This window comes from Endozoicomonas sp. SESOKO1 (genome assembly GCF_024606265.1).
GTDB lineage: Bacteria > Pseudomonadota > Gammaproteobacteria > Pseudomonadales > Endozoicomonadaceae > Endozoicomonas.
Map to the genome: position 1 here is coordinate 23,950 of NZ_JAHHPP010000389.1, position 18,344 is coordinate 42,293.

Consider the following 18,344-nt stretch of genomic DNA (forward strand, 5'->3'; position numbering starts at 1 on the left):
ATGTCTTTCAAGGCTGTTCATTAGTCTCTGTTGCAGACTGCAGGTTTTTCCACTTCCTGAAACGGCGGGCAACAATTTGCAGCAGCTTGCGGGACACTACTTTTTTCGATGCTCTTGGTAATGGCTCTTCCAGCGATTCACCGATAACGGTGACTTCATTGCTGTCGCTGCTGAAGCCAATCTCCCGGTCACCCACATCATTGGCCACCACCAGGTTCATCTTCTTCCGCCGCATCTTATCCGCAGCGTAACCCAATACATTGTGAGTCTCTGCGGCAAAGCCAACGACAAAGGGTGGTGTGTCCAGAGCGGTGACCGAAGCAATAATGTCAGGATTGCGCACCAGTTTAATCTCAAGGATTTCACTGCCATTTTCAGGGTCTTTTTTGATCTTTTCCCTGGCAACCTCTGCAGGACGATAGTCACTGACAGCAGCACAACCGATAAAGATATCAATCCCTTCCATTTGATCATGAACCGCCTGGTGCATATCCCTGGCGCTGACCACATCAATCCGCCTGACCCGATCCGGTGTATCCAGATTAACGGGGCCACTGACCAGGGTTACCCTTGCCCCTGATGCTACCGCCGCTTCGGCAATGGCAAAGCCCATTTTTCCGGAACTGTGGTTGGAAATATACCGAACCGGATCAATATCCTCGCGGGTGCCACCAGCAGTGATCATGATATTCACCCCGGTGAGAATATCATGGCTGAACAGCCCCGATGTTTTTTCCACAATCAGCTCAGGATCCAGCATCCTGCCCGGACCGATATCGCCACAGGCCTGACTGCCATCACCCGGGCCAAACAAATGGATATTCCGCTCCAGCAACTCTTCGCAATTGCGCTGAGTCACACTGTCACGCCACATCCCCTGATTCATGGCAGGCGCCAGGCAAATAGTGGCGCTGGTGGCCAGGCACAGGGTGGTTAACAGATCATCGGCATGGCCACCGGCCAGCCGTGCAATAAAGTCTGCAGTGGCAGGGGCAACCAGAACCACATCCGCCCAGCGGGCCAGTTCGATATGTCCCATGGCCGCTTCCGCCCTGGTATCGAGCAAATCCAGATGAACCGGGTTGTGAGACAGTGCCTGCAGGGTTAACGGGGTAATAAACTCACAGGCGGCACTGGTCATGACCACACGGACATCCGCTCCCAGTTTGGTCAGCAGACGAATCAGCTCTGCACTTTTATAGGCAGCAATGCCACCGGTAACACCAAGAACAATGCGTTTGTTGCTTAGCTGTTGCATAGGTTGCAAATTTCCTCAGGGAATTAAACCGGCAATTTTTTGTCTGAGTAGTCAGGAACCGTATAAAACACAATGGGCTACTCACCATAAATCCGCTCCATCATAGCAGTGAATAGCTGACGGTATAACCACCATAAAAGCCCGGAGTCATCATTTGCTGCCAAGAGAAAAGATACTGGCCATGGGCCCTTCAGCACTCACTGAGGCGGAGCTGTTGGCGCTGCTGTTAAGAACGGGCTGCCAGGGTATGAACGTGATGGAACTGGCCAGCCACCTGCTGGAACAGTTTGGCGGCCTGGAAAAACTGCTGACCACCCGCCAGCAGCATCTTATGTCTGTTAAAGGCCTTGGGCCTGCCAAAGCCACTCAGCTCAGCGCCATCCTGGAGCTTTGTCGAAGGGTACTTCGCGCGAAGGTAGCGTCTTCAGATGTTATTACCAGCCCGGAGTCCACCCGGGAATATCTGCAGCTTCACTTCCAGGGGCTTCAGCGGGAGCAGTTTGGCTGTCTTTTTCTGGATACCCGGCACCGTGTTATTACGCTGGAAACACTCTTTCAGGGCACCCTGAACGCGGCCACCGTTCATCCCAGGGAGGTGGTGAAGCAGGCGCTGGCGTTGAATGCTGCATCACTGATTCTGTGTCATAACCACCCATCGGGTGATCCTGAGCCAAGCCAGGCTGACATTCGCATTACCCAACGGTTGAAAGAGGCACTGCAACTGGTGGATATCCAGGTTCTGGATCATATGATTGTGGGGCAGGGAGAGATACTGTCCATGGCGGAACGTGGATTGGTTTAATGACAGGTTAACATTCTGGGAAAAATTCAGCTGACCGTTAATTCCAAACACTCTAATTAAGACACAACAATTTGAATTTCATCTGACAGTTAAATCAGCAAATAAAAAAAATCAGTCTGCAATAGCATTGATAAATATTTTTCGGTTTTATTTGACTGTAGGTGTCTCTGTAACGTTTCCAACCAGGATTCGGTAAGCCACAAAGATTAAAAATCTCTATCACTAACAGCCCTTACTTACCAATTAGTGTTAATCATTCTGATTTAAATGTCAGTAATACTTGCTTTCTAGTCATTAATAAAACATCTCCCAACCATGACAATTCATTGAGTTTGATTCTAATCAGAATCAGTAAAAAAATTTTCAAAAAATTACAGGTTATCCTAAAGGAGAGATAACTATGGATGGTTGTACAAATTTTTATCAAACAATCCCGGTAACCAATTCGTATACAGCAATCACATCAGAAACAAAAACAAATCCTCATTCACCCGAAAGTACTTTCTTTCAATGTAAAGAACCGGGTTTCCAGTTCGGGCAAAAACCAATCAGTAAGATGGTCATACGTCAGTTACCTTATGACGTAACACCGATGATACCTTCTGATAACGACCCTGAATCTGTCGCACAAAAAAATAACAAACCGCTGGCATGGGTCAGGGGAATGCTTATTCACCGGGAAGGAGATATGGAAAGCTCAAACATGACGGCTTTTGGCTTACATAAAATAGTAAAGTCGGATAAGTCTTATATCTCAAGTTCAAAGTCAGGGCTTATCGAAACTCAAGAGACTGATGGTGTAATAGCTCTTGAAAATCAAGTGTTGATGAATCAACACAATCAAGCACCAAAACATATTCAACTAAAGGCTGAATGGCAAAAAGAGGCCTATGATGATGGTGGCCAGGAAAATTTACTTGGGGGTAATGTTTGCTTTAAAGTTGATGGAGATACTAAACAGGTTGGCATACCAATCATTGAAGCTGATAGCAAAAGTCTGCTTTACTACGGCGCATTACTGATTGATGATGGTCAGGCTGTTAGTTTCCCAAATAAAGAATACCCCATCTGGAAAATGCAGCTTGGTAGCAATTACGTCAATGGCTATCTGATGACCGAAAAGGGCAAAGGTTTTTATCTGGAATGGCATACCGACAGACCACATTGGCACCAGCCACTCACTGAAGATGCAGGCGGGTACTACATATTAGGTAAAAAGATTCAAACTGAAGATGGGTCTGAGGCCTATAATTTGACCGGCTTTAAAATCCCTCTTGGCAAAGCGGTCTATTCAATGCAAGGGGCAATCCACTGTGATGCAGCCCTTACCGGTAAAAACTGGCTTGTTGGCTTCGCGGACTCAGATAATTTTTCTACGGCCCTGGTAAGAAACACCAGAAATGAAATGGTTAAGCTATAACCACAACCCATTCAGTAAACTAATCCATCACCCCGCCCCAATCGGCGAGGTGATGGATTGATAAGCCGTTGCCCTCAGCAATTCTTACTCGTTTTCTTCAAACTCATTGTCAAAACAAGGCTCAGGCGCAAGAAACCACTCATCCAGTTTCATAGAGAGCTGATCAACACCGGTTTTCTTCAGCGAAGAGAATAACTGAACGCTCACCAGTGGGAACCGGGACAGATCCTTTCTGAGTGCATTCAAAACCTGTTTGGCAGCCCCCTGTTTCAGCTTGTCTGCCTTGGTAAGCAGAATATGAAGAGGTAGGTTTGCACTCACACTCCAGTTAAGCATCATCTGATCAAACTCTTTCATCGGATGACGAATATCCATCAACAGCACCAGGCCAACCAGCGCCTCACGACGCTCCAGATAATCGGTCATATGATGCTGCCACTCTTTCTTCATGGCTTCAGGCACTTTGGCATAACCATAGCCCGGAAGGTCCACCAGAAAGACACCTTCCTGCACTTCAAAGAAGTTGATGAGCTGGGTTCTGCCGGGCGTCTTACTGGTACGCGCCAGCTTGTTGGAACCGGTAAGCGCATTCAGCGCGCTGGACTTGCCGGCATTAGAGCGGCCCGCAAAGGCCACTTCACGACCTTCATTCTCCGGACACTGGCTCAGCTTGGCCGCACTCTTGTAAAAAGAGGCCTGGCGGTAATTTAATGAAGATCTGGTATCACTCATGGGGTTTCATCTATTCCAGTAATCTTTGCTGATTTCCAATGAGCCGGTAATAAATAAGCACTGGACTCAATAAATCACGTAAAAGAGGTCAGAAAGAAGGATGATGGGAGCCTGTCAGACTTGGTCGCGGTAATGAGGAAAGCCTGGATTTGGAGTAATCTTTATGCTGATTTGAGATGAATAGTGATTCTATCCAACGAAACACAGCATAAAAAATGGTCAAATCCGTCTTTTCCGCATCAGGGTTATGTCAAGTCCAACAGGCTCCCAGGTATCACTTCCAGCGGACCAATACAGAATCTGCCTGTACCGGTCGCCGGTTGAGTAGTTTATACTATCGTCGTTCTAGGCACATGCCGTCATGTCACCTGAGGCTGAAGCAGCCGGAAAGCAGACGCGAATCTCCGCACAGGGCTGTTTCGCTAAACAATAAAAGCTGTCAGGTCTGACGAATAATAACAGCCATTTGAGGCAAACGCCGTAACTGGGTCAGGTAATGAAAAAAGTCATTCTCACTCTGATAATTTCTTTGGGGGTAACGGGCGTAGCCTTTGCCAAAGGGGATGCCGCCGCAGGCAAGAGCAAAGCGACAACCTGCGCTGCCTGCCATGGCGCTAGAGGGATCAGCCTTGCTCCGAACTGGCCAAACCTTGCGGGTCAGGGTGAGCGTTACCTGATCAAACAGATCACTGAAATCAAGGACGGTGAGCGCGCTGTTCCAGAGATGATGCCCTTTGTCAGTGCCCTGACCCAACAGGACATTGCTGACCTGGCCGCTTTCTATGCCAGCCAGCCAGCGCCACAGGGAGCAACAGATGCAAAGTACGTCTCAGTGGGTGAAGCGCTCTATCGTGGTGGAGACGCCAAAAAAGGCATTCCAGCCTGTTCCAGCTGCCACTCTCCCACAGGCAAGGGTAACTTTCTTGCAGGGTTCCCCCAGCTTGCGGGCCAGAAAGCAGAGTACACCGCTAAACAGCTTCATGACCTTCGTGAAGGTCACCGAACCAATGACGGTGACACCAAAATCATGAGAACGATTGCTGAGAAGATGAGCAATAAAGAAATCGAAGCCGTTTCCCACTACATCAGCGGTCTTCGTTGACCGTTTCTCATCCCTGATGACTCCTAGGAGCCTGTCCGAGAAGTCTGGTTTAAACAGGCTTCTGTCGTATTTATCTATCAAAAACAGGCTGACCAGCCTGCTTGATCAGACTTCCTTTTCGTCAGATGCTGACGTAATGTGTCGTAAATAAAACGCCATACCCCTGAATAACAATGAAAAACAGAGGACTCCCGAATGACAAAAAACAAGAAGGGTATATTGGGTATTGCTGTATTCCTGGGATTGGCCCTGGTCGCAGCGAGCTATCTGTTCAATGGCGCCCAACCGGATAAGGAAGCGACAGTTACCCGCAATACGTCCGTTGATCAGCCCCGCTCCACCGGAGGCTCAGCAAGCAGCGATACCGTATCAACATCATCTCCAGTGGTTACTCAATCCGGCCCCCCCCAATTATTTCAGCCTGGTCAGCACTATCGGGTATTATCCAGCCCAGTAAAAACAGATGCCAAACCGGAGAAGGTCGAGGTGGTCTCCATTTTCTGGTATGGATGCCCCCACTGTTACGCACTTGAACCGAAGATCGAACAGTGGCAACAAACCTTGTCTTCAGATGTTGAGTTCATTCGAACCCCGGGTTTCTTCGGCCCAAACCTTTGGCAGACTCATGCCAGGCTTTACTATACTGTCCGCAATATGGGGCTGGAAGAAAAGGTTCATGCTGGCATTTTCAGTGAAATACAGAACCGCCGAAACCAGCTCAGGGACAGTGAACAGATGGCCGAGTTCCTGAATCGTGAGTATGGTATTGAGCCAGCGACGTTTAATAAAGCGTTCAAGGCGTTCGGTGTGAACCATCAGCTGCAAAAAGCTTTCTCGAAACTGAAAGGTTATGAGCTGTCTGGCGTACCCGCCATTGTTATCGATGGGCGATATGTGGTTGAACCCGGACTGGCAGGATCACTGGGTAATATGCCGGTTATTGCCGATTACCTGATCCGGAAAGTTAAACAGGATCGAAAAGGATAGAGTCAGGCTCAATTGCAGAAGCGGTAAAAGGTCGAACGTCCGGACTTTCAACCGCTTTATTTGGTAAATCATCGATAATTCTTTGCAGGAAATTGAACAAAAGGCCTGTAATATCTGTCAATCCTTCCCGTATCCATTTCTGACGGTAAAATACTATGTCCATTCGAACGCTTACAGGTGCCATTCGACGACGCTTGCACCGGCAGCGCTGTCAGTACCGTTCCGGGCATATTCATCACTCGGCACCGGGAGGAACCCCCTGTCAGCTGAACAAGAATACCCTCAAACTGCTCAGTTTTAATATTCAGGTGGGCATTAATACCCAGCAATACCGGCACTACCTGACCCGCAGCTGGCAACATATTCTTCCCCACGCCAACCGCCTGGCCACCCTGGACCGGATTGCCGGTGTCCTTCCTGACTTCGATGTGGTTGCCTTGCAGGAAGCGGACGGTGGAAGTATTCGAAGTAACTTTATCAACCAGACAGAATATCTGGCCCTCAAAGGACACTTCCCTTACTGGTATCACCAGATCAACCGAAACCTTGGCAAGCTGGCACAACACAGTAATGGCTTGCTCAGCCGGTTTGAACCCGTATCGCTGGAAGACCATAAGCTGCCCGGACTGATTCCCGGCCGGGGTGCGATTGTCGCCCGCTTTGGCAACCCCGCAGAGCCACTTACGGTGGTGATGATGCATCTGGCACTGAGCAAGAGGGCAAGAAATATCCAGCTTTCCTATATCCGGGATGTTGTACAGCACAATCAGCATGTGGTGCTGATGGGTGATATGAACACCCATGCGGATCAATTACTCAATGACTCACCGCTGAAAGAGACATCACTTCACGCCGCACACTGGGGGCAAAATACCTTTCCCAGCTGGCAGCCAAAACGTTCTCTGGATCATATTCTGATAAGCCCTTCCCTGATTGTTCATCGTTTTGGCGTTATCAATACCCCTATCACGGACCATTTGCCGGTATCTGTGGAAATCCAGATTCCTGATTCTGTATTGATCAAGGCATGATTTTGCTAAACGAAACAGACACTGACTGAAGAGTCTTGTCAGGCTCTGCTGTCAGACTATATACGAGGGGTTAAAACAAGGCAGGAAAAAATAAAAAAGGCCCGATATCAAGGGGGAAGTAAGAAGGGAGATATCGGGCCTTGAAAAAACCATCACTGTTTCAGTGACAGGACGTCATTCCTGGTGACCAATATTACCTGACACACATTATTTGCCTATCAGTAAAAAACCCGTGCCGGATACGTAATGAATCCTTGCCTGCTGCGGAATTAACCAACTTCCCGATTACCTTCGGCAGACCTTATAAAATCGATATAATGTGGCAACGCTGTTGTCTGGCTGTTTTTATTGACCTTATCTGCAGACCATTAATTGTATAAGTTATCAACGGAGACTCAAAGATGAGCCATATCAAGCTGGGTGTTTTCGGCTCAGCATTTGATCCCCCCACACTTGGACATCTGGATGTCTTACAACAGGCAGCGACCTGCCATGACTGCATCCTGCTTGCTCCCAGCGCATTTCATGCTTTCGACAAGAATCCTCTGCCATTCGGCCTTCGTCTGCAAATGCTGCAGTGCTTCATTGATGAAGCCAATGCTGGCTGCCCTCTGGAGGTTTGTGATCTGGAAGCAGAACTGCTGGAACTGAACCCCGGCAGACCCGTATACACTTTCGACCTGATGGAAGCCTTAACCAGTAAATACCAGGATAAAGCCATGCTTTCATTTATCAGGGGGCCGGATAATGCCAGGCCTGAAACCTGGAGCCGATTTTATAAATCGACAGAAATTGAGGAAAAGTGGCCTATCTTTACCGCTACGGAACGGATTGCCATCCGAAGCAGCGATGTCCGCAGCATTCTTGAATCCGCAAAAATAGCCGATGACCTTCAGCAGGGGCTGAATATGCTGCTACCTTCTGTTCAGGCTTTTATTATCAATAACAACTTATACCAGACAGGGAACCCATGAAGCTTTCAGGTCTTGATGCCAGTGATGTACAGGTTCATGAACAGGCAAACGTTTATTCCGGCTTTCTGAAACTCTTTAAATACACGATCACTCATGGACTCTTTAAGGGGGGAGTCAGTCATCCCCTGATCCGTGAAGCCACCGTTAGGCCTCCCTCTGTTGGTGTCATTTTATTTGACCCGGTTCATGACCAGGTGGTTATGGTGGAGCAATTCCGCATGGGGCCTTTTTTAAGTAACGAAGACCCCTGGTTGCTGGAAGTGGTTGCCGGCATCAGCGAGCCCGGTGAAACGCTGGAAGAAGTTGCCCGTCGTGAAGTGGAGGAAGAAACCGGTTATCAGATTACCTCATTAATACCGCTGTCTGATGTCTATCTCAGCCCCGGTGCAAGTAACGAAAAACTCAAGCTTTTCTGTGGCCTGGTAGACGCCACGGATGCTGGCGGTATTTTTGGCGTTGCGGATGAAGGTGAGGACATCAGGGTTCATGTTCTTTCCTTCCTGGAAGCTTATGATATGGTGAAAGATGGAAGGATTGCCAACGCTCCGGCGGTCATTGCACTGCAGTGGCTCAAGCTGCATCACCATGAGTTATGCCAACATGAAAAATTATGCCAGTATGAAAAATAAAGCCTTCCCAAACCGGTTCCGGCAACGGTATGCCTTCATCTTCCTCCTGAGCGTGCTTTGCGTGACACTGACAGGATGCCAGATTTTTGCCAGTAAAATCGCCAGGCAGTATCACGACGGCATCCCCGGCAATACTCATCTGGCAATGCTGCCTTTTATCAACCATATCGAAGTTCCCGAAGAAGAAGTCGTTCAACTCAAACGCATTCTGAAAGTTCAGCTGGCTGCAGCAGGAGTAACCAATACCACGGCTTTTCAAAAGCCAAAAACCACGCTGACACCCAGCTATCTTTCCGATATTTATGAGCTGGAGCAGGCTCAACTCTGGGCAAAACATAGAAAAATTACCATGTCGATAATGGGTGAGGTGCTTGAGTGGCAATATGATGAACAGAACCGCTTTTCAACGGCATTGCAGCTGAAAGTCTTCCACATCGACTCTGGTGAGGTAATATGGAGTATCAATGGTTTTGGTGAAGGGCGCCCGGATGAAGCCGCTTATGACGTCAACCGAAAGCTAATTACTGATCTTGTTGCTGCAATGCCGGTTCAAAAGCCAAAGTAACGGATATAATGATTCATTAAACTCGAGAGAAAAGGATATGCTCTACGTACTTAGGGATGATAACCATCAGGTGTGTGCCGTTTCCGATAAACCCCTGTCAAATGAGTGGGAACAGGCGGCGATGGATGACGAAAGCCTGAAGCTCTTTCTGCAAAATAATCCACAAATCAGCACAGGTATCATGGAGTCCTCCGATGCCGACTTTATTCGTGTACTTGAGGATGTGATTGATCTGTTAATTGATAAGCAGATCATTCAGTTCACTGAGTTTCCTGATGTCGTTCAGGCAAAGCTGCTCAATCGCCGCAGATATCGTGAAAGCCTCAGGAGTAATACAGATACTACGCGGCTTCTGGAAGACGGTGATGACGGCATCTTTTAATAAGGATCTGTCGTAATCAGAGCCAGAAGCATTGGCTTTCCGGTTTATGCTCAATGCCTGGCTCGGATGTTCGCAGACTATTTTTCAGCCGAAACCATTCCCGGAGCTGTCATTCGGGCGTTGACTGTTGGCCAGTTCTCAGGCCAGCGGCTCTGTGTTCTGTGTTTCCATGGATACACTGGGAACCATCAGCTTTGTTTCATCAATCCTTTCTGGAAACAATCTCCCATCCAGATGATCAATTTCATGCAGCATAAAGCAAGCTATGATTTCATAGCGCCTGATACTTATAATTGCTTCTCAATTTACACTGTTTAAGCATCATGACCAGAACTTATCGTTTACTTATTTCCTGCCCGGATGCCACAGGCATCGTAGCAACCGTCAGTGACTTTATCGCCAGACACGGTGGCTGGATCGTTGAAGCCAATCATCACTCTGATCCAGTGACCGGGCGCTTTTACATGCGCAATGAAATTAAAGCAGAAAGTCTGCCTTTTTCTGTGGATGAATTTAAGGAGCACTTCACACCTGTCGCTGAAAAACTGAGCCTGGACTGGCGCATTAATGACTCGGGGACGCCCCAGCGGCTGGCCCTGCTGGCCAGTAAAGAGGCTCACTGCCTGTCTGACCTCCTCTATCGCTGGCGCAGTGGCGACCTGAAAATGGAAATTCCCTGTGTCATCTCCAATCATGAAGCTTTGCGAAGCTATGTGGAGTGGCATGGTATTCCCTATCACCATATACCTGTGGATAAAGATGATAAGGCACCTGCCTTTGAGAAAATGACATCAGTTCTGGAACAGTACAGTGTTGATACGGTTGTACTTGCACGTTATATGCAAATTCTGCCTCCACAACTGTGTGAGCAGTATGCCAACCGTGTCATTAATATCCACCACAGCTTTCTGCCTTCCTTTGTGGGTGCCAAACCTTACCATCAGGCTTATGAGCGAGGCGTTAAGCTGGTAGGTGCCACTTGCCACTATGTGACAGAAATCCTCGATGCTGGCCCGATCATCGAACAGGATGTGATCAGGGTTGGGCATCACCATCTGCCAGAAGATATGGTTCGTTTAGGAAAGGATGTTGAGAAAAGTGTACTGGCCCGTGGATTAAGATATCACATCGAAGACCGGGTTATTGTTGATGGCAGGAAGACCATTATTTTAGGATAGTTCTTGTAAGACAGCTCTTGTAAAAAGTTCTTATGGAAAAGAGTACACGATGGCCATCACTCTGTGGATAAACTGTTAAAGTCTGTGAATAAGCTATGAATACGCAGGGTATAACCAATCCATACTATCGATATCGCTCAGGGAAGAGTCATGACATTAAAGCCCTGCCCCTGTTGTCGGGGTCAAGCCATATTTGCCGACCTCCTCATCGGCAAAGGCAGTCAAAGCGTTAAAATGTGGCAGGTCAGCTGCACGGGTTGTGGTTTATCCACAGAGATGGATGAGGATAAAAGATATACAGCAACACGCTGGAATCTTCGTCAGGAGTACGCCAGTCTGAAAATGTGGATAACATTGCTGGCAGCGCTGCTGCCAGTGTCGGTCATTATCAGCCTGTTGCTTGGGAACCTGATGGGTATCAGCCTGATCAGCTGAGCTTATCATTTTTCTTCACAGCACCCTGAATACAGCTGGTGATGTTATCCACAAGCTGATTGATAAACTGCGCATAGCTTTCAGGCCCTGATTGAATATTTTCTGCTAATGGGTCAAGCACACCAACTTTGACTGAAAGTCCTTCTGTCAGCCGCTTTATGTAAGCAGGCTGGAACTGTGGCTCCCGAAAAATGCATGTGACACCCGCTTTGCCCAACTGCCCTTTCAGGCCCACCAGGTGCCGAGCCCCGGGCTGCTGCTCGGGGTTCAGTGTGAAATAGCCGGCCACTTCCAACCCATACTGCTCTTGTAAATAGCCATAGGCGTTATGAAAAACGAAAAATGGCTGCTTCCCTGACTGCTCTACTTTTTGACCGTTTCGCGAATCCGTCTGGTCCATGCTTTTCAGGAAACGATCAAGATTGCTCTGATAACGGGACTGGTTAACCTTGTCCACAGAAACCAGCACACGGGCCATCTCTCTGGCAATAACCCTGGCGTTATCGGTACTCAACCAGATATGAGGGTCATAGTCACCATGATCATGATGCTCCCCGTGCTCATGGATATGATGCTCATCCTCTTCACTGCTGAGCAGGCGGATCCCATGAATGTCCATCATGGATACGGCTTTTACCCCCTTTGTCGAAGCCAGCATTTTTGGCAGGAAAGTCTCCATTGCAGGACCTACCCAGAAAATAACATCAGCACTGCGCAACTTACGGGCATCAGAAGGCTTAAGGCTATGGCTATGGGGTGAGCTTCCCGGAGGCAGCAATACCTCAGTATGAGTCACCCCTTCCGTCACCGCCTGGGCAATCAGCTGCAATGGCTTGATGCTGGCCAGAACTTTTGGTGATTCTGCACTCGCACAAAAGCTGGCAGTCATTAGCATCACTGTTATCAGCAACTGTTTAATGGGGACAAACTGCATACGAAAAATGCTCTTTTGGAAAGCGTTATAATATAACACTTAAATCTAAATAGGTATCAGGATGAATGGTCTACACTGAAGGCGATTAATTTTGCCCCAAAGGCTAATGGCATGAGCAAGCTTCAAACTTAAAGGGTTCTGTTGTCATACAATCAGCCTCTCTGGATTATCCCTTGGGTTATCTCAATATTATCGGGGAATATTCATGCCATACTGGACAAAACTTCCATGTAAGTATTCGAGCCTGATTCCGTTTTGTAATGGCCCCACTCTGGCTACCAGAAGTGGTGATATCGGATTCTATGTAACGGTCTCTGGTGATGACAGCTTCGTATTTGAGCACACTGTGATTGTTGGTCGCAGTAACAATTTGCTGGTTCACTCGAACAAGGTGCTGGGAGTGTACACAAGTAATCTGAACAAACACAGGCAAGCCGTGTTTTTTCGTTTCAAGGGAGACCCTCTCACTGCTTTAGGGGCCTGCGATATCGCTCACCTTTGGTCTCGTGGGCATCGCCACTCGGGTGTTCAGGATTTTGAAGGAACAACACAGCAACGAGTTGGATTCTCCAGTGCTCACTGGAAAGGATATCGTTCAGCTATCGCAGGGCTTGGCTCGTGTGCTTTTGGAGACGCAGCCAGAAGGCGATTGGAGAAGTACCAAAACAGATCACAACTCACGCCCAAAAATGTGATCTGTTCAGAAATGGCTATTCTGCTCTATCAACTATTCGTTATTGAAGAAGACGAGAGTAAAGGTTTCATCAAACTTGATGCCAAGCATGCCCTTCCCGGAACCCTGGCTTTATATCTTTTTGAGAGTCCTTTTTGGAATCTCGCTGGCCGGGGAAAATAATAGATGCATTAACAAAGGGGAAACAAACCTCTACCCGGGAGTAAGCAAAGGCTCGTAGTTATTTGAAGTGGTTAGATGCCTTCCCAGTAATCTTCACCAAAAATGGCACTGAGTCGCTTATCTTCTTCCCGATCCTCAAGTGCCCTGCGGATTTGCAGGGAACGCCTGGAACCTTTCTGCTCAAGTTCAGGACGGATCAGGTGCTCATCCAGGATGAACTCTTTTTCGGCTTTCTTTCCTTTTGCCATAACCGCATCCTCTTGTATTTGTTATTGAATGATGCCTGATTACGGTTACCAAAATACTAAATTACTGGTCATATGACAACAACACATGTCGTATAAAAATGTAAGATAAATCTTACAAATAACCCATAACACAGGCACTCATGCCGCAGTTTCGTTAAACTCTCACTGTTCTGGTAAATACTCTCCCCATCACAAGGGGCATCAAATTCTGACTGAAAGATTTTTATGGACGTAACCTCAATACTTGATTCACTGAATGATGCACAGCGCAGTGCTGTCGCAGCGCCCGTCAGTTCTATGCTGGTACTGGCCGGTGCCGGCAGTGGCAAAACCCGCGTTCTTGTTCACCGGATAGCCTGGCTGGTTCAGGCTGAAGCCATGTCACCCTATTCAGTGATGGCCGTCACCTTCACCAACAAGGCAGCGGCAGAGATGCGCTCACGTATTGAGGAGCTGCTGGGCATCGCCCCCAGAGGCATGTGGGTGGGTACTTTTCACGGCCTTTCCCATCGTCTGCTCAGGGCACACTGGAAAGAAACAGGACTACCCGAAAACTTTCAGATTCTGGACAGTGATGATCAGCTGCGTGTGCTCAAGCGGATCATGAAAGCCATGCAACTGGATGAACAAAAGTGGCCTCCACGTCAGGCCCAGTGGTATATCAACAGCAAAAAAGATGAAGGACTTCGTCCCGATTACATCGACCCCGGTTATGACCCATTCGAACGAACCATGGTTGATGTTTATCGACGTTACCATGAGTATTGCGAACAAGCGGGAGTCGTCGACTTCGGTGAGCTACTGCTGCGGACCCATGAGCTGCTACTGAAGCGAGCCGATATTCTCCAGCATTACCGCGAACGTTTCCGATATATTCTGGTGGATGAGTTTCAGGATACCAACGCCGTACAGTATGCCTGGCTGCGATTGCTGGCGGGAGACCAGGACAAACTGATGGTGGTGGGTGATGATGACCAGTCCATTTACGGTTGGCGCGGTGCCCGGATTGAGAATATACGTCAGTTCACACACGATTTCCCCAATGCCCAGACCATCAAACTGGAACAGAATTACCGTTCTACCGGCAATATTCTTCAGGCCGCCAATGCCGTTATTGCCAATAACCCGGACCGTTTGGGAAAAGAGCTTCGTACCGATGGCGAACAAGGTGAGCCAGTGCATCTGTATGCCGGGTTTAACGAAATGGACGAAGCCCGGTTTATTACCGACCGAATTAAAGAAGGGATCAACAACGGCATGGCCCGCAGCGATATTGCCGTCCTTTATCGATCCAATGCGCAGTCCCGTATTCTTGAAGAAGCCATGCTCAGGGCGGCCATCCCTTATCGGATCTACGGTGGCCAGCGCTTCTTTGAACGGGCAGAAATCAAAAACGCCCTGGCCTATCTCCGCCTTGTCAGTTCGCCAAATGATGACACCTCCCTGGAGCGGGTAATCAATATTCCCACCCGGGGCATTGGTGAGAAAACCGTAGAAAAGCTCAGGGAGGCTGCCCGGAGTCAGGGGATTTCACTCTGGCAGGCCCTGAAAAACCTGGTGGCATCATCGGCAGTTGGCGGCAAGGCGGGTAAATCCATGGCCGCTTTTGTGGAACTGATCGAGTCCATGGGTCATGGGGCTGAAACAATGGACCTGGGTGAACTGTCCGATCATGTGGTCACCATGAGCGGGCTGATTGACCACCACAGCAAAGAGAAAGGTGAGAAAGGTCAGGCCCGGGTGGAAAACCTGGAGGAACTGGTGAATGCCTGTCGTCAGTTTGATATGGATGAGCTATTCCCTGATGAAGAGCAGGAAAGCACCGAAGCCATGACGCCACTGGATGCCTTCCTGGCTCACGCCGCACTGGAAGCGGGCACCAGTCAGGCCGATCAGTTCCAGGACAGTGTGCAGATGATGACGCTGCACTCTGCCAAGGGTCTGGAGTTCCCACTGGTCTTTCTGGCCGGTATGGAAGAGGGGTTATTCCCCCATAAAATGTCCCTGGAGGAAGGCAACCTGGAGGAAGAGCGTCGGCTTTGTTATGTCGGCATAACCCGTGCCATGAAAATCCTGTATCTGACCTATGCCGAAAGCCGACGCCTGTATGGCAGTGAAACCATGAACCGTCCCTCCCGCTTTATTCGGGAGATTCCCGGTGAACTGCTTCAGGAAGTGCGCCTTGGTGGCACCATTACCCGGCCAGTGACCCGCATGGCACCGGCTTCACCCGATCATGGCCTGTCACTGGGCCAGCGCGTCCATCACAACGTGTTTGGTGAGGGTGTGGTGATCAATTACGAAGGTGATGGCAACCAGGCCCGGGTGCAGGTCAATTTTGATTCTGAAGGCGCTAAATGGTTGATGATGGCCTATGCCAACCTTTCCCCCATCTGAGGCGGTGTCATCACAACGTTTGAGCCAACCGGCAAACTTCTCACGGCAACAAACCCCATTTTCTCCAGAGCTGGAATCAGGGCACTGACCTGATCATCCAGCCCGGTGTGCATAAACAGGTTATTCGATATTGTTTCTGCACTGAGCCCGACCGGTTCCAACAAGCTCACCACCCTGCGGGCAATGGCAGAACCTGAGTCGATCCAGTGAATGTCTGCCGATACCTGTTGCAACGCCGTTCTCAGTAAAGGGAAGTGGGTACAGCCAAGTACCACCACATCCGGCACCGGTTCTCCGGTGAAAAAAGGGGCAAGAATCCGGTGCAGATCGTGCTCTGAGACCGGCTCACCCCGAAGGTACTGCTCAGCCATCTGCACCAATTCGCTGGAACCGACTCGAATCACCTGACAGTCCCCGGCAAAATCATTAATCAGCTGATCTGTATAGCTGCGGGCAATGGTGCCGGGTGTCGCCAGAAGACCGATGCACCGTTTTTTCGAGTACTCGCTGGCCGTCTTGATGGCTGGCACCACACCAACAACGGGAAAATCCAGCTCTTCACGGACCCTGGGCAGCGAGATGGTACTGGCGGTATTGCAGGCAATAACGGCAAGAGAGGGATCAAACTGTTCAGCTAAGGCATTAAGGCAGAGGCTGGTACGCTCAATCACTTCCTGCTCAGGCTTTGGACCGTAGGGGAATCCCTGGATATCAGAACAGTAAACCACCGGAGCATAAGGTAACGCCTGCCTGATTTCCTGATAGATACTGAGACCGCCAACACCGGAATCAAAAATAACGATGGGGTTTTCCCTTTTATTCACGGCTGATTTCACAAAGAAGCTTCCACAAAAACTGGCGACATAGTGTTTTCAATCTCCATTAAAGACGCAATAAGCGTTATTCCCCATTGATGAAGATACAGCAGATCCACGGGATTGAAAAAAGAGCGATGGAAATTTCCCTGTTTCCATAGTACATAAAGAGCCTGTAAACCGCTTTGAATCCTGTCACTGGAGTAACGCTATGAATCACAGGGCTTTTCAGGATCAACTGGCGCAGTTCCCGGTTAATGCTGCGGATATCCTGCACCAGTTGATTCATCAGCGGGGCCGCCTTGAGCCAGAACAGGTGAATGAACTTAAGGGCTTAATGGAGTTGTCATCGGAACAGCTTCTGAAAGCGCTGCTGCCACTGGCTGCATCCATGAGCACCTGCCCGATTTCCAGTTTTTCCGTAGGCGCCATTGTTGAAGGCTTTCGCCCGGAAGGACAAGGCCCTGTCTATCTGGGCGCAAACCTGGAAATAGCAGGGCAGCCGCTGAAAATGGCCATTCACGCCGAACAGGCCGCTATCAGCAATGCATGGCACCAGGGAGAAACCCGGCTGCGCCGCCTGATGGTCAATGAAGCCCCCTGTGGTCACTGCCGACAGTTTATGAACGAACTCAATGAGATCGACCAGATGGATATTACGGTCAGTCAGCTCGATAGTGATCAACAGCGGCAATATAGCCTCTCAAACCTGCTGCCAGACGCCTTTGGCCCCGGAGACCTGAAACAGGGCACCCGACTGATGGGAGCATCGCTGCTCTCCCTCGAAAGCCCGGATCCTGCAGACAAGCTGGTCAATGCGGCAACTGAAGCTGCCTGCAGGAGTTATGCACCTTATTCCGGCTGTCACTCAGGCGTAGCTCTTCTTATAGAAAATGGCGATATTATTTCTGGTAGATATGCCGAAAACGTAGCCTTCAATCCGGGAATGACGGCCGTGGAAGCGGCGCTGGCTAATCTCCGCCTGTCCAGCCTTGCCGAGGCTCCAGGCAAGATTATTGACGCTGTTATGGTTGAAAAACAGGCCTCTGTCTCTCATCAGGCCATGACGGCCTCAATCATTAGTCATATGGGGGCAGAGTTACGCTATTTCGTTGTATAAACTTAAGGGAACTCATGAAACAAGATTGCGCAAGGAGGCCAGATTGTGAGTCCAGGTTACCGAATTAATTCATCATCCTCTCCCCATCTTGACTATGGTCAGGGCAATAATGACAGCCCAGGTGAAAATGAAGGCAGTGCCAACACTTCCTCTGCTGGCCACAAGTCTTACATTGACCGCTCAGGCTCAAGAAAGGGCGAGGACAAATCGCTGGAAATGCGTAAAGCCCGCAAAAAAAATAAACGTAGAAAGAAAAAAATTGCTGAGCGAAATACCAGGGAGTTTACTGACGATCAAACCGATGACTGAAGGCAATCATCCGATTGCCTTTAACCGCCACTCAATATACCTCCAATTCCAACAGCTTCAACAGCATCCCCCAAGGCTATTTATCGATTCATTTGACTAATTCCATTCCCGATGGAAAGATCCCGATCAGGATATATCGGATCGACGATGTGCACTGTTGCACTTATTAT

Annotated in this window: 21 protein-coding genes; 15 read left to right on the top strand and 6 right to left on the bottom strand. The window is 49.0% G+C overall.

What is annotated here, in order from left to right:
* Positions 1 to 7: 7 nt before the first annotated feature.
* A complete protein-coding gene (gene coaBC, locus KDK13_RS17670) occupies positions 8 to 1,258 on the bottom strand; it encodes a bifunctional phosphopantothenoylcysteine decarboxylase/phosphopantothenate--cysteine ligase CoaBC (RefSeq protein WP_257286314.1) in 1,251 nt (416 codons plus the stop codon).
* Positions 1,259 to 1,412: 154 nt separating this feature from the next.
* Between coaBC and radC the strand changes: the two genes are divergently transcribed.
* Positions 1,413 to 2,060: a DNA repair protein RadC gene (radC, locus tag KDK13_RS17675; protein WP_257286315.1), complete on the top strand. Its 648-nt coding sequence runs from the start codon at positions 1,413 to 1,415 to the stop codon at positions 2,058 to 2,060.
* 400 nt (positions 2,061 to 2,460) lie between these two features.
* Positions 2,461 to 3,480, top strand: coding sequence for a hypothetical protein (locus KDK13_RS17680; protein WP_257286316.1), 1,020 nt, complete (start codon positions 2,461 to 2,463; stop codon positions 3,478 to 3,480).
* Positions 3,481 to 3,564: 84 nt separating this feature from the next.
* Here KDK13_RS17680 and yihA read toward each other — a convergent pair whose 3' ends face one another.
* Positions 3,565 to 4,212, bottom strand: a complete 648-nt coding sequence (gene yihA / locus KDK13_RS17685; RefSeq protein WP_257286317.1) for a ribosome biogenesis GTP-binding protein YihA/YsxC — start codon at positions 4,210 to 4,212, stop codon at positions 3,565 to 3,567.
* 496 nt (positions 4,213 to 4,708) lie between these two features.
* On the opposite strand from yihA, the gene KDK13_RS17690 reads away from it, so the two are divergent.
* The 7 genes from KDK13_RS17690 to KDK13_RS17720 all read left to right on the top strand — a co-directional run bounded on the left by KDK13_RS17690 (position 4,709) and on the right by KDK13_RS17720 (position 9,882).
* Positions 4,709 to 5,314: a cytochrome c gene (locus KDK13_RS17690; RefSeq protein ID WP_257286318.1), complete on the top strand. Its 606-nt coding sequence runs from the start codon at positions 4,709 to 4,711 to the stop codon at positions 5,312 to 5,314.
* Positions 5,315 to 5,509: 195 nt separating this feature from the next.
* Positions 5,510 to 6,301, top strand: a complete 792-nt coding sequence (locus KDK13_RS17695) for a thiol:disulfide interchange protein DsbA/DsbL (protein ID WP_257286319.1) — start codon at positions 5,510 to 5,512, stop codon at positions 6,299 to 6,301.
* Between the two features lie 155 nt (positions 6,302 to 6,456).
* Positions 6,457 to 7,332 (top strand): endonuclease/exonuclease/phosphatase family protein, encoded by an 876-nt coding sequence (locus KDK13_RS17700; protein ID WP_257286320.1) that lies wholly within the window; start codon positions 6,457 to 6,459, stop codon positions 7,330 to 7,332.
* Between the two features lie 401 nt (positions 7,333 to 7,733).
* Positions 7,734 to 8,306 (top strand): hypothetical protein, encoded by a 573-nt coding sequence (locus KDK13_RS17705; protein ID WP_257286321.1) that lies wholly within the window; start codon positions 7,734 to 7,736, stop codon positions 8,304 to 8,306.
* A complete protein-coding gene (locus tag KDK13_RS17710; RefSeq protein WP_257286322.1) occupies positions 8,303 to 8,935 on the top strand; it encodes an NUDIX domain-containing protein in 633 nt (210 codons plus the stop codon). The genes KDK13_RS17705 and KDK13_RS17710 overlap by 4 nt, the downstream gene beginning before the upstream one ends.
* A complete protein-coding gene (locus KDK13_RS17715) occupies positions 8,892 to 9,500 on the top strand; it encodes a hypothetical protein (protein WP_257286323.1) in 609 nt (202 codons plus the stop codon). The genes KDK13_RS17710 and KDK13_RS17715 overlap by 44 nt, the downstream gene beginning before the upstream one ends.
* A gap of 37 nt (positions 9,501 to 9,537) precedes the next feature.
* A complete protein-coding gene (locus tag KDK13_RS17720; protein WP_257286324.1) occupies positions 9,538 to 9,882 on the top strand; it encodes a hypothetical protein in 345 nt (114 codons plus the stop codon).
* Between the two features lie 138 nt (positions 9,883 to 10,020).
* On the opposite strand, the gene KDK13_RS19255 is transcribed toward KDK13_RS17720, so the two are convergent.
* Entirely contained in the window at positions 10,021 to 10,176 is a 156-nt protein-coding gene (locus KDK13_RS19255; protein ID WP_373692254.1) for a peptide deformylase, read from the bottom strand.
* 29 nt (positions 10,177 to 10,205) lie between these two features.
* Between KDK13_RS19255 and purU the strand changes: the two genes are divergently transcribed.
* Positions 10,206 to 11,060: a formyltetrahydrofolate deformylase gene (gene purU, locus KDK13_RS17725; protein WP_257286325.1), complete on the top strand. Its 855-nt coding sequence runs from the start codon at positions 10,206 to 10,208 to the stop codon at positions 11,058 to 11,060.
* A 150-nt stretch (positions 11,061 to 11,210) separates the two neighbouring features.
* On the top strand, positions 11,211 to 11,495 hold the full coding sequence (locus KDK13_RS17730) for a Lar family restriction alleviation protein (protein WP_257286326.1): 285 nt from the start codon (positions 11,211 to 11,213) through the stop codon (positions 11,493 to 11,495).
* Here KDK13_RS17730 and znuA read toward each other — a convergent pair.
* Positions 11,488 to 12,429, bottom strand: a complete 942-nt coding sequence (gene znuA, locus KDK13_RS17735; RefSeq protein WP_257286327.1) for a zinc ABC transporter substrate-binding protein ZnuA — start codon at positions 12,427 to 12,429, stop codon at positions 11,488 to 11,490. The genes KDK13_RS17730 and znuA overlap by 8 nt on opposite strands.
* Before the next feature lie 205 nt (positions 12,430 to 12,634).
* On the opposite strand from znuA, the gene KDK13_RS17740 reads away from it, so the two are divergent.
* Positions 12,635 to 13,285 (top strand): hypothetical protein, encoded by a 651-nt coding sequence (locus tag KDK13_RS17740; RefSeq protein WP_257286328.1) that lies wholly within the window; start codon positions 12,635 to 12,637, stop codon positions 13,283 to 13,285.
* Between the two features lie 71 nt (positions 13,286 to 13,356).
* Here KDK13_RS17740 and KDK13_RS17745 read toward each other — a convergent pair whose 3' ends face one another.
* The gene (locus tag KDK13_RS17745) at positions 13,357 to 13,533 is read right to left on the bottom strand and encodes a hypothetical protein (protein ID WP_257286329.1); all 177 of its coding nucleotides are present in this window, start codon (positions 13,531 to 13,533) and stop codon (positions 13,357 to 13,359) included.
* Between the two features lie 225 nt (positions 13,534 to 13,758).
* Between KDK13_RS17745 and uvrD the strand changes: the two genes are divergently transcribed.
* Positions 13,759 to 15,930 carry a DNA helicase II gene (uvrD, locus tag KDK13_RS17750; RefSeq protein ID WP_257286330.1) on the top strand — a complete coding sequence of 724 codons (2,172 nt, stop codon included), beginning with the start codon at positions 13,759 to 13,761 and terminating at the stop codon, positions 15,928 to 15,930.
* On the opposite strand, the gene murI is transcribed toward uvrD, so the two are convergent.
* Positions 15,906 to 16,766, bottom strand: coding sequence for a glutamate racemase (murI, locus tag KDK13_RS17755; RefSeq protein ID WP_257286331.1), 861 nt, complete (start codon positions 16,764 to 16,766; stop codon positions 15,906 to 15,908). The two genes, uvrD and murI, sit on opposite strands and share 25 nt — an antisense overlap.
* A gap of 190 nt (positions 16,767 to 16,956) precedes the next feature.
* Between murI and cdd the strand changes: the two genes are divergently transcribed.
* Positions 16,957 to 17,865, top strand: a complete 909-nt coding sequence (gene cdd / locus KDK13_RS17760) for a cytidine deaminase (RefSeq protein WP_257286332.1) — start codon at positions 16,957 to 16,959, stop codon at positions 17,863 to 17,865.
* A gap of 45 nt (positions 17,866 to 17,910) precedes the next feature.
* The gene (locus tag KDK13_RS17765) at positions 17,911 to 18,174 is read left to right on the top strand and encodes a hypothetical protein (protein WP_257286333.1); all 264 of its coding nucleotides are present in this window, start codon (positions 17,911 to 17,913) and stop codon (positions 18,172 to 18,174) included.
* The last annotated feature ends 170 nt before the right edge of the window (positions 18,175 to 18,344 follow it).